Below are 10,473 nucleotides of genomic sequence, written 5' to 3'. Positions count from 1 at the left end.
TGAACAGGGAACGGAACCAGCGCAGATGTTCGGCATCATCGGAATCGTGGTCATCATCGTGATGGTCTTCGGCGGCTTTGTCGTTCATGGCGGCCACCTTGAACCCATCCTGCACGCGCTGCCGTTCGAGATGATCATGATCGGCGGCGCGGCGGTCGGGGCTTTCCTGATTTCCAACGATTTTGCCTCGGTCAAGCAGACGGTCAGAGACATTGGCAAGGTCTTCAAGGGCCCGCGCTGGAAACCCGCCGATTACCGCGATCTGCTTTGTCTGCTGTTCGAACTGGTGCGGCTGTCGAAATCGAACCCGGTCGGTCTGGAGGAACATGTCGAAAACCCGGACAATTCGGCGATCTTCGGCAGGTATCCGAAAATCCTGCAAGACCATGACGCGGTGGAACTGATCTGCGACACGCTGCGCGCCGCCTCGATGAATTATGACGACCCCCATCAGGTTGAGGAGGTGCTGGACAAGCGGATGGAGGCGCAGTTGCACCACGCCCTGCACTCCAGCCACGCGCTGCAATCCATGGCCGACGGCCTGCCTGCGCTTGGCATCGTGGCCGCCGTTCTGGGGGTGATCAAGACCATGGGCTCGATCGACCAGCCGCCCGAAGTGCTGGGCGCGATGATCGGCTCGGCGCTGGTTGGCACGTTTCTGGGCGTGTTCTTGGCCTATGGGCTGATGGGGCCGTTCTCGGCCCGGGTGAAACAGGTGGTTGAGGAAGACGCCCATTTCTACCACCTGATCCGCGAGGTTCTGGTGGCGAACCTGCATCGCCACCCGGCGAACATCTGCATCGAGGTCGGGCGGCAGAACACGCCGCATCAGGTGCGGCCCGGCTTCGGCGATCTGGAGGAGGCCTTGCGGGCCCTGAAACAGGACGCCGCATGATCCGCACCGTCCTGATCGCCCTGCTGCTGTCAGCCAGCCCCGCCATGGCCGAGGTCGCGCGGGTCAAGGGTGGTGAACACCCGGATTTCACCCGCATCGTGATTGAGGCCGCTGCCGCCGGAGACTGGCGCTTTGGCCGCACCGAAGACGGGTATGAGCTTGCCCTTGGCCCCGATGTCACCGGGTTTGATCTGAGCCAGGCCTTCCAGAAAATTCCACGTAACCGTGTGTCTGGCCTGTGGCGCGACCCGGCCAGTGGAAGGCTGCGGCTGGCACTGTCCTGCGCCTGCCACGCCATTGCCTTCGAATTCCGGCCCGGGGTCATTGTCGTGGACATCAAGACCGGCGCCCCGCCTGCGGACACCGCCTTTGAAAACCCCATCGACCCGCCCGCCCCCGCCCTGGCCCCGCCGGATGCCCCTGCCGGGTCTGCGGGGTATGACTGGCTGGCGATCCGGCCCGGGGGGGCGGCAGACACGCCGCCGTCGCCCGCGCGCCCTGCGCAAGGGCCTTTGGTCAAGGCGGCAACGGCTGCGGCGCTGGACCCGCTGCGTCGGGCCCTGCTGGAACAGCTCAGCCGCGGCGTTGCCCAGGGCGTGGTGGAAATCGCCAGGCCCGCCCGGCTGCCAGAGGGGACAGGGCCGCGGGGGGCCGGGCCAGAGGGGATTCGCATCGCGCTGGGGGAACTGCCGGGTCTCCGGGCCGCCACGATTCGCGACCCGGATCTGCCGCTGTCGGCGCTTGGGCTGGTCTGCCCTGATGACACGGCGCTGTCGGTCGCCGATTGGGGCCTGACCGGGCCGCCGGCCGAACAGCTTGGCGCTGCCCGATCCGGCCTGCTGGGCGAATTTGACACGCCGGTTCCCGAGGCGGTGCTGCGCGCCACCCGCGCCCATGTCGCGCTGGGGTTCGGGGCCGAGGGGCGGCAGATCCTGAACCTGCTGGACGGGCCGGATGACCCGGATCGCGCCCGCCTGCGCGCGCTGACCTTTCTGGTGGATCTTGAACCGGCCATGCCCAACCCGTTCAAGGGGCTGGAAAGCTGCGACACCGCCGCCGCGCTTTGGGCCGCGCTGGCGTTGGCCGTGGGCCGCCCGCCCGCCGCGTCAGAGATCCGCACGTTGAACACGGCTGCGGTGGCGCGCAGCTTTTCCGCCTTGCCGGCGCATCTGCGCCATCATCTTGGCCCGCCGCTGGTGGCCCTGTTCCTGACCGTGAACGATGATGAAACCGCAAGGCGGATCAAGGATGCCGCCCTGCGCGCGCCCGGCCCCGCAGCCCCCGAGGTTGCGCTGATGGATGCCGGCTACCAACTGGCCACGGGCGATCAGGTCAGGGCGGGCGCGCTGGCCGATTCGGTGCTGAAGGAAAGCGGTCCGGGGCAGGACATGGCGGCTGTCACCCGTGTCGAAGCCGCCTTTCAGGGCGACCATTCCCTTCCGCCGGATCTGCCCGCCGTGCTGGCCGCCTTCCGGCAAGAGGCGCGCGGAACAGCGCGGGAAGGGGCGCTGACCCGGGCGCTGATTCTGGCATCTGCAATGACCGGCGATTTTGAAACGTCCTTCGCCTTGCTGCCCAAGGCGCCGCAGACTGGCGGCGATCTCTGGCAGTTGGCCGCCGATGGGGCCGGGGATGGCGTCTTTCTTGCGCAGGCGGTCGCGGCGGCAGGCCAGCCGCCAAAGGTGGCGGACACCGTGGCGCAAGCCGTGGCCACCCGGCTGACAGAGCTTGGCTTTCCGGCCGAGGCTCTGGCATGGCTGGGCCCGCTTGGGCCGGCGGCGCCTGATCCGGTTCGGCTGTTGGCGGCCCGGGCAAGGCTGCAACTGCGCGATGCCCGAGGTGCCCTTGAAGCGCTGTCCGGCCTGTCTGACGCCGAAGCGGAAAGCCTGCGCGCCGCAGCAGTTCTGCAACTGGGCGACGCGGAAGCCGCCGCTGCCGCCTTGGGCCGAGCCGGTGATGCCGCAGGCCGCGACCGGGCCCTTGTCCGGGCAGAAGACTGGCCGCAGGTCGCGCAGGCGGGACCAGAGGCGTGGAAAGCTGCGGCGGCGCTGGTTGGCCCCGCGCCGGCAGGGGCCGCCGCGTCCGGCCCGATTGCCCGTGGCGCCGCGCTGGCCGACGAAACCGCCCGCGCCCGTGCCACGCTCAAGGCGCTGCTGGAAACAACCGTTGTCCCGTAACGCTTTGTCAACCTGACCACCGCTAGGCTTTGCCACGGGGCGGGTCCGCCGCCCCCGTTGCATCGGGATCAGAATGATCTGGCCACACCTTCGCCCCTTCGCCGCCGTGGCCATCCTGTTGTGCGCGCCCGTGGCCGCCAGCGCCGCGACCGATCCATCGGCGCTCTGCCTGTCCGCCGCGCGCAGGGCGGCCGCAGAAACTGGCGCTCCGCTGCGGATTCTGCTGGCGCTGACCCTGACCGAAACCGGAAGGGCCGGCCCGGACGGTATGCTGACCCCCTGGCCCTGGACGCTGAACAAGGGGGGGGAGGGGCTGTGGTTCGACAGTCGTCAGGCGGCGCTGACCCATCTGGAAACCGTGCTTGCGGCGGGCACGACCAATGTCGATGTTGGCTGTTTTCAGTTGAACTACCGCTGGCATGGTCAGGCCTTCGCCAGCCTTACAGGGATGCTCGACCCGGAAACGAACGCAGTTTACGCCGCCCGGCTGGTGTTGCGCCTGTATCAGGACAGCGGTGATTGGGGCGCCGCCGTTGCCGCCTATCATTCCTCGACCCCGGCCTATGCCGAACGCTACCTTGCCCGGTTCAAGCCGATCTACGCCGCGCTTGGTGACGGATCACCGCCGTCCGAAAGCGCGATCCCGCGCGAAAACCGCTTCCCTCTGCTGCTGGCCGGGGCGACCCGCGGCGCAGGGTCTCTGGTGCCCCTGTCAGATACCGCCTCACCCCTGATCGGGGGGCCGTAACCATGCCCGGCCTGACGATCCGTGCGCTGTTCCGTCCGACGATCTTGCTGGCGCTGGCGCTGATGGCGGTCATCGCAATGATGGTCCTGCCGGTGCCGGCGGGCGTGCTGGACGTGGGTCTTGCCCTTTCCTTCGCGCTGGCGATCCTGATGCTGACGGTGGCGCTGTTCATCGAACGTCCACTCGATTTTTCGGCCTTCCCCACCATCCTGCTGGCTTCGCTGCTGCTGCGGCTGTCGCTGAACGTCTCGTCCACCAAGCTGATCATCGGGCAGGGCCACACCGGCACCGCCGCCGCCGGCCATGTGATCGAGGGGTTCGCCGAATTCATCATGGGCGGCAATATCGTGCTGGGGCTGGTGATCTTTGTCGTCCTGCTGATCGTCAACTTCATCGTCATCACCAAGGGGGCCGGCCGCATGGCCGAGGTGGGTGCCCGCTTCGCGCTGGACGGGATGCCCGGCCGCCAACTGGCCATTGACGCCGACATGTCGGCCGGCGCCATCACCCATGAAGAGGCCAAGCGCCGGCGAGAGATCGAACTGGCCGAAACCAACTTCTTCGGCTCGCTCGACGGCGCATCCAAGTTCGTCAAGGGCGACGCGGTGGCGGGCCTGCTGATCACCGGGCTGAACCTGATCGTCGGGCTGGCGGTTGGTGTCGGCCTGCATGGCATGGCGTTTTCCCGCGCGTTCGAGACCTATTCGATCCTGACCGTGGGCGACGGGCTGGTCAGCCAGATTCCGGCCGTGGTGATCTCGGTTGCGGCGGCGCTGCTGCTGTCGCGCGGCGGGGCCAAGGGGGCAGCGGATGTGTCGTTCTTTGCCCAGTTGGGCCGCTATCCGGCGGCTTTGGGCACGGTGTCTGCCCTGATGGCACTGTTCGCCGTGGTGCCGGGGATGCCGTTCCTTCCGTTCATCGCCGCTGCTGCGGCGCTGGCCGCCGCCGCCTGGTATGGCGCCAACCGCAAGCCCGAGGCGCCGGAGGCCGAGACCAGGACCGAACCGCCCGCCCGCCGCCCGATTGGCGATGTGCTGGATTTCGATGAGATCCATATCGAATTTGCCCCCAACCTTGTGGGCATGGCGCTGGACCCGGCCACCGGGCTGGATGGGCGCATTGCCAACATGCGCAACCATATCGCCGCCAGCTATGGCCTGATCCTGCCCGAAATCCGCCTGACGGATGAGGCCGCCATGGCCCCCGGCCAATATCGCATCCGCATCCAGGGGGTGGAACGGGTGGCGAACCGGCTTTTGCCCGATCGGGTGCTGGTGCTGCTGTCCGAAGGCGTGCCCGCGCCCGAAGGCGAAGATGTCCGCGAACCCGTCTACGGCGCCCCGGCGCGCTGGATTCGCCCCGATCTGCAGGAAGATGCCGCCCTGGCCGGCCTGACCGTGGTGTCCCCCGCCGAAGTGCTGGCCACCCATCTGCTTGAGGTGCTGAAGGGCAACCTGGCACGGCTTCTGTCGCTGCGTGGGCTGCGTCGGTTGCTGGACGAATTCACCCAACTGTCCGACCGCAGCCGCGCCGAGGCCAACCGCCGCCTGCTGGACGATCTGGTTCCCGACAAGGTGCCGCTTGACCTGCTTCATGCGGTGCTGCGCCTGCTGCTGGAGGAACGGGTGTCCATCCGCAACCTGCCGCTCATCCTGGAATCGGTGGCCGAGGCGCGGGGTCTTGGCTCGCCCGAGGCGGTGACCGAACATGTCCGTCAGCGGCTGGGGTTCCAGATCGTGGCCGATTATCGCCGCCCCGATGGCTCGGTTCCGCTGATCCAGTTGGCGCCAGAATGGGAACGCACCTTCCAGACCCATCAGATGGACGGTGACCGCAATCCGCGCGACATTGCCCTGCCGCCCGACCTGTTCGCCCGGCTGGCCAATGGCATTGCCGAACGGATGGCGCAGGCGGCCGAAGGCGGGGCCTTTCCGGCGCTGATCGCCTCGGCTGCCCGGCGGCGGTTCCTGCGCACGGTGGTTCAGGCCAAGGGGTTGCAGGTGCCGGTTCTGTCTTATGAGGAGCTGGGCATCGACGTGCGGCCTGCGCTGCTGGGGCAGGTGGCGGCATGATGGATTTCGCGGCCCCGCTGGCGCAGCTTCTGGGCGTGGCCGAAGGGCTGGTCCTGCAGGTGATGCTGGTCTTCGTCCGGGTGGGCGCCGCCGTGGCGCTGTTGCCGGGCATCGGCGAACAGGCGGTGCCGCAGCGCATCAAGCTGGCGGTGGCGGTGGCGCTGACCGTCATCGTTGCGCCTGCCGTGCCGCCGCCCGGCGGCGCCGGCTTCGGCGCCCTGGCGGTTGAGGCGGCGGCGGGTCTGATCCTGGGGGTTGGCTTGCGGCTGATGATCCTGGCGCTTCAGACAGCAGGCACCATTGCGGCGCAGTCGATCACGCTGGCGCAGATGTTCGCCGGAACCGGGCCAGAGCCGCAGCCCATCGTGGCAAACCTGTTCACGCTTGCCGGAATTGCGCTGTTTCTGAGCATGGGCGGCCTGCCCCGCGCGGTTGAGCTGCTGGTCCTGTCCTATGATCTGATGCCGCCCGGCCATCTGCCCGACCCGGGCGCCTTGGCCGGCTGGGGCGTGGCGCGGGGGGCACAGGTTCTGGCGCTTGGCTTCTCGCTTGCCGCGCCCTTCGTGCTGGCTTCGCTGCTTTACAATCTGGCGCTGGGGGTCATGAACCGGGCCATGCCGCAACTGATGGTGGCGATGATCGGCGCGCCGGCGCTGACGCTGGGCGGGCTGGCGCTGCTGGCGCTGGCCACGCCGGCGCTTCTGGCGGTCTGGCGCGGGGCAATGGCGCAGGCCCTTGCCACCCCTTTCGCGGGGTAGGGCATGGCAGGCCCTGAAACCGAAGAAACCGAAAAGGAATTCGATCCTTCGCAGCGCCGGCTGGATCAGGCCCGCGAACAGGGTGATGTCCCCCGGTCCGAGGATTTGCAGGCCGCGGTCAGCTATGGCGGCTTCCTGCTGGCGGGTCTGCTGCTGGGTCCCTGGGCCATTCAGCGCATGGGCACCGCGGGCATGGCAATGCTCGGGGGGCCGGACGCCTCTCGCCCCGGGGGGGCGGGCTGGTGGCACAGGTGGCCGGGCAGGCAGGGGCCATGGCGGGCCCGGCGGTGCTGATGCTGATGGTTCCGGCGGTTCTGGTCCTGATCTATCTTTTGGCGACGCGGTCGTTGGTCTTTGCGCCGTCGAAACTGGCGCTCAAGCCTGAGCGGCTGTCGATCCCCACCAATCTTCGGCAGAAATTCGGCCGCGCCGCGCTGGTCGATTTCGCCCGCAAGGCTGCCAAGCTGATCGTCGTGGCACTGATCCTGGGGCTTTATCTGCGGTCTGGCCTGCCCTGGCTGACACTTGCCTCGGCGTTGCAGGCCGGGCAGGTGGCCGCGCTGGTCGCGGATCAGGCCCTGCGCTTCCTCATGCTGATCCTTGCGATCAGCCTTGTCTTCGGCCTGGCAGATTGGCTGTGGCAGCGGTTTGAGTTCACCCGCCGCAACCGGATGACCCGCAAGGAACTGACCGATGAGATGAAGGACAGCGAGGGCGACCCGCATCTCAAGGCCGACCGTCGCCGTCGCGCGCAAGAGGTGGCGACCCGGCGGATGCTGACCGATGTGCCAAAGGCGGATGTGGTGATCGTGAACCCCACGCATTACGCCGTGGCGCTGAAATGGGAACGCGGCAAGGGCCGCGCGCCGGTCTGCGTGGCCAAGGGGATGGACGAGATTGCCGCCCGCATCCGCGAACGCGCGCAAGAGGCCGGCGTTCCGATCCGCCGCGACCCGCCCACCGCCCGCGCCTTGCACGCCAGCCTTGAGATCGGGCAGGAGATCCGCCCCGAACATTACGCTGCCGTCGCCGCCGCCATCCGGTTTGCCGAAGCCTTGCGCAAACGCGCCCGCAACCGGGGGGCGCGATGAGCGGCGACCCACGGCTGCGCCGTCTGTCCGAAATGGCGGACATGGTGCTGCAGGCCCGGTCTGCCGAACTGTCGCGCATTGCCGCCGCGCGTGAGGCGTTGAAGGCGCAGCTTGCAGCCCTTGAGGCGCCGCGCCCGGCCGAGGGCCTTTCGCCGGCGGCGACAGCGCTTGTGTCTTTTGATTATGAAACCTGGGCCAGCCGACGCCGGGCCGACCTGAACCTGCTGATCGCGGCCCGGCAGGCCGAATGGCTGCAGCATCTTGATGAAACCCGCCGCGCCTTTGGCCGCGCCCAGGTTCTGCAGCGCCTGCAGGCGGCCGAACGGCAAAAGCGCGGTGATTAACTGTCCTGACGGGCGATTTCGGTGATCAGCACATCGGTAACCGTCGGGCCCAGAATTCCCGCTGCCTTTTCCGTCAGCGCCTGCCGCAGCAACACCAGGTTCGACCCATCGGTGAACGATCCCCGGAATCCGCCGCTGTTGGCATGGTCGAACAGCACCTGAAGGAAGGTGTCGCGGATCTTTGGCTCGCGGTTGTAGACGGCTTCGGTCTGGCCGGCCTGCACCTCAAGGCTGAGCGAGAGCACGACCATGGCCGTCACCCGCCCGCCTTCAAGGATGGGCACCACGAACTGGTTGTTCAGCTTCACGTAATCTGGGGCCGTCTCCGGCTTTGCATCTTGCTCGGGGGCGGGTTCGGCCGTGTGGTCGGCCTCAGGGCGCAGGACCAAGCCGGCGCCAAGGCCGGTGCCAAGGCCCAGAAGGGCAAGAAGAACGGGAAGAAGTTTGCGGATCATGGTCAGAACGGCAGCAGGATTTCCGCGGCCTGCTGGCCATAGCGCGGCTGCTGCACCTCGGAAATCTGGCCGCGCCCGCCATAGGAGATGCGGGCGCCGGCGATCTTGTCATAGGTCACCTCATTCTGGCGCGAAATGTCGGCGGGCCGGACATAGCCGGTCACGATCAGTTCGCGCAGCTCGAAGTTGACCCGTACCTCCTGCTGCCCCTCGATCCGCAGCACGCCATTCGGCAGTTCCTCGACCACGGTCGCCGCCACCCGCAGCGTCAGCTTTTCCTTGCGCGAAACGCTGCCATCGCCGGCAAAGGTGGATGAAGACTGCGTTTTCACCGCTTCGGCCATGCTGGCCCCTTCGGGCAGGGCATCGTCAATCCTTTGCGGGATGCCGAAAAGCGACGGGATGCCCATGCTCTGGCTGCCCTTGCGGGAGCGGTCGGTCGAATTCGAAATCTCGGCACTGTCGTCGATCTCGATCACCACGGTCAGGATATCGCCACGCTTGGCGGCGCGTCGGTCGCCCAGAAGCGATTCCGTTCCCCCCGTCCACAACGACGACGCATCCGTTGGCCCCGAGGGATCGGCCATTTCGGGCATCGGCGTCGAATACATCGCGTGATGCTGATAGCTGCCCTCAAGCGGTGAAAAATCGGGCGCGCGGCCGACCTGGCTGAGATCGCCGCAGGCGGCGGGAAGCAGGGCAAGCAGGGCGGGCAGTTTTCGGGTCACGGGGGGCCTCCAACGATCAGGGTGCCGTCTGGGGCGACACGGCCCGAAACGGTGGCTTTCGACGCAAGGTTCAGGGCGCGGATGCTGTCGCCTTCGGCACCCGCTTCCAGGGCGCGGCCGTCGGCGCGGATGGTCAGGCCGCCGGCGCGATAGACCAGGGTGACGATGCCGTTCCGCTGAACCAGGGCGGGGGCGCCGATGTCGCGGGCATGAACCGCCCGCCCGGCATAAAGCGCAATGCGGGTCTGCTGGCCCAGGGCCGCCTCGGGCGCGGTCAGCGCGCCGGGAATCTCGGCATCAACCAGCAGCAGGTCACCCTGCGTCAGCACGGTGCCGGCTGGCAGCGTGCGCGCCGCGACAACGCTTTCGGCGCCGGCAACGCCGGGCAAGGTCAGAAAGACAGCCAGGCGCAGCAGCATCACCGCACCTGCGTTGTGGCGGCCAGCATCTGGTCGACGGCGGTGATGACCTTGGCGTTCAGCTCGTATCCCCGCTGCGCCTTGATCAGCTCGGTCACCTCGCGCACCGCATCGACCGAACTTTCCTCAAGATAACCTTGCCGCAATGTGCCCAGCCCGTCGGTGCCGGGGTTGCCCACCTGCGGCGGGCCAGAGGCCGGGGTTTCCAGGAAAAGGTTGGACCCGATCGCCTCAAGCCCCTTTTCATTGGTGAAGCCGGTCAGCGTAAGCTGGCCAAGCTGTGTGGGTTCCACCTGATCGGTGAAATAGGCATAGACCTCACCCGCGGCATTGATGGCAATCGAATGCGCGTCGGAAGGTATGGTGATGCCGGGCACCACCGGGTAGCCATCCGCGGTGACGATCAGACCATCGGGCGACCGTTTCAGCGCACCGTCGCGGGTATAGCCCGAGTTTCCCGAAGGCAGCGTCACCTCAAGATAGCCGGCGCCTTCGATGGCAAGATCCAGATCGCCCTTGGTCTGCGCCAGCGGCCCCTGTTCCAGAACCAGAGACACGGCCGCGGGCCGCACGCCCAGGCCGATCTGCACCCCGGTCGGCAGCATCGCGCCGTCCTGCGCGGTGATGGTGCCGGGGCGGGCAAGCTGCTGGTAATGCAGATCGGCGAAGTCGGCACGGCGGGCGTTGTAGCCGGTGGTCGACATGTTGGCGAGGTTGTTGGACACCACGTCAACCTTCATCTGCTGGGCCGCCATGCCGGTTGCCGCGATATGAAGCGCCTTCATC

12 protein-coding genes are annotated in these 10,473 nt (G+C 67.6%); 8 read left to right on the top strand and 4 right to left on the bottom strand.

All coding sequences use genetic code 11. The annotated features are described in order from the left end of the window. The first annotated feature begins 25 nt into the window (after positions 1-25). The 8 genes from motA (at position 26) to B6K69_RS10100 (ending at position 8,085) form a co-directional block, all read left to right on the top strand. Positions 26-895, top strand: coding sequence for a flagellar motor stator protein MotA (gene motA, locus B6K69_RS10130; protein WP_108643690.1), 870 nt, complete (start codon positions 26-28; stop codon positions 893-895). Then, on the top strand, positions 892-3,072 hold the full coding sequence (locus B6K69_RS10125) for a serine/threonine-protein kinase (protein ID WP_108643689.1): 2,181 nt from the start codon (positions 892-894) through the stop codon (positions 3,070-3,072). Before motA ends, B6K69_RS10125 begins: the two co-directional genes overlap by 4 nt. A gap of 73 nt (positions 3,073-3,145) precedes the next feature. Then, positions 3,146-3,820 carry a lysozyme family protein gene (locus B6K69_RS10120; RefSeq protein ID WP_108643688.1) on the top strand — a complete coding sequence of 225 codons (675 nt, stop codon included), beginning with the start codon at positions 3,146-3,148 and terminating at the stop codon, positions 3,818-3,820. A gap of 2 nt (positions 3,821-3,822) precedes the next feature. After that, positions 3,823-5,892, top strand: coding sequence for a flagellar biosynthesis protein FlhA (gene flhA / locus B6K69_RS10115; protein WP_108643687.1), 2,070 nt, complete (start codon positions 3,823-3,825; stop codon positions 5,890-5,892). Next, entirely contained in the window at positions 5,889-6,650 is a 762-nt protein-coding gene (locus B6K69_RS10110; protein ID WP_108643686.1) for a flagellar biosynthetic protein FliR, read from the top strand. Before flhA ends, B6K69_RS10110 begins: the two co-directional genes overlap by 4 nt. A gap of 3 nt (positions 6,651-6,653) precedes the next feature. Continuing rightward, on the top strand, positions 6,654-6,944 hold the full coding sequence (locus B6K69_RS18510; protein WP_250645397.1) for an EscU/YscU/HrcU family type III secretion system export apparatus switch protein: 291 nt from the start codon (positions 6,654-6,656) through the stop codon (positions 6,942-6,944). Continuing rightward, a complete protein-coding gene (locus B6K69_RS10105; RefSeq protein WP_250645396.1) occupies positions 6,923-7,741 on the top strand; it encodes an EscU/YscU/HrcU family type III secretion system export apparatus switch protein in 819 nt (272 codons plus the stop codon). Before B6K69_RS18510 ends, B6K69_RS10105 begins: the two co-directional genes overlap by 22 nt. Then, positions 7,738-8,085 carry a hypothetical protein gene (locus tag B6K69_RS10100; protein WP_108643685.1) on the top strand — a complete coding sequence of 116 codons (348 nt, stop codon included), beginning with the start codon at positions 7,738-7,740 and terminating at the stop codon, positions 8,083-8,085. Before B6K69_RS10105 ends, B6K69_RS10100 begins: the two co-directional genes overlap by 4 nt. Here B6K69_RS10100 and B6K69_RS10095 read toward each other — a convergent pair. From B6K69_RS10095 to flgG, 4 genes are read right to left on the bottom strand one after another with little or no spacing between them, the layout of a single operon-like run. Then, complete coding sequence (locus tag B6K69_RS10095; protein ID WP_108643684.1) at positions 8,082-8,540, bottom strand: flagellar basal body-associated FliL family protein; 459 nt, start codon at positions 8,538-8,540, stop codon at positions 8,082-8,084. The two genes, B6K69_RS10100 and B6K69_RS10095, sit on opposite strands and share 4 nt — an antisense overlap. Before the next feature lie 2 nt (positions 8,541-8,542). Next, positions 8,543-9,268, bottom strand: a complete 726-nt coding sequence (flgH, locus tag B6K69_RS10090; protein ID WP_108643683.1) for a flagellar basal body L-ring protein FlgH — start codon at positions 9,266-9,268, stop codon at positions 8,543-8,545. Next, positions 9,265-9,687, bottom strand: coding sequence for a flagellar basal body P-ring formation chaperone FlgA (gene flgA, locus B6K69_RS10085; protein WP_108643682.1), 423 nt, complete (start codon positions 9,685-9,687; stop codon positions 9,265-9,267). The genes flgH and flgA overlap by 4 nt, the downstream gene beginning before the upstream one ends. Beyond that, on the bottom strand, positions 9,687-10,472 hold the full coding sequence (gene flgG, locus B6K69_RS10080) for a flagellar basal-body rod protein FlgG (protein ID WP_108643681.1): 786 nt from the start codon (positions 10,470-10,472) through the stop codon (positions 9,687-9,689). Before flgG ends, flgA begins: the two co-directional genes overlap by 1 nt. Position 10,473: the final 1 nt, after the last annotated feature.

The sequence above is a fragment of the Pseudogemmobacter blasticus genome (assembly GCF_003071405.1).
Taxonomy (GTDB): Bacteria; Pseudomonadota; Alphaproteobacteria; order Rhodobacterales; family Rhodobacteraceae; genus Pseudogemmobacter; species Pseudogemmobacter blasticus.
This window is presented reverse-complemented; position numbering and strand designations above follow the sequence as displayed.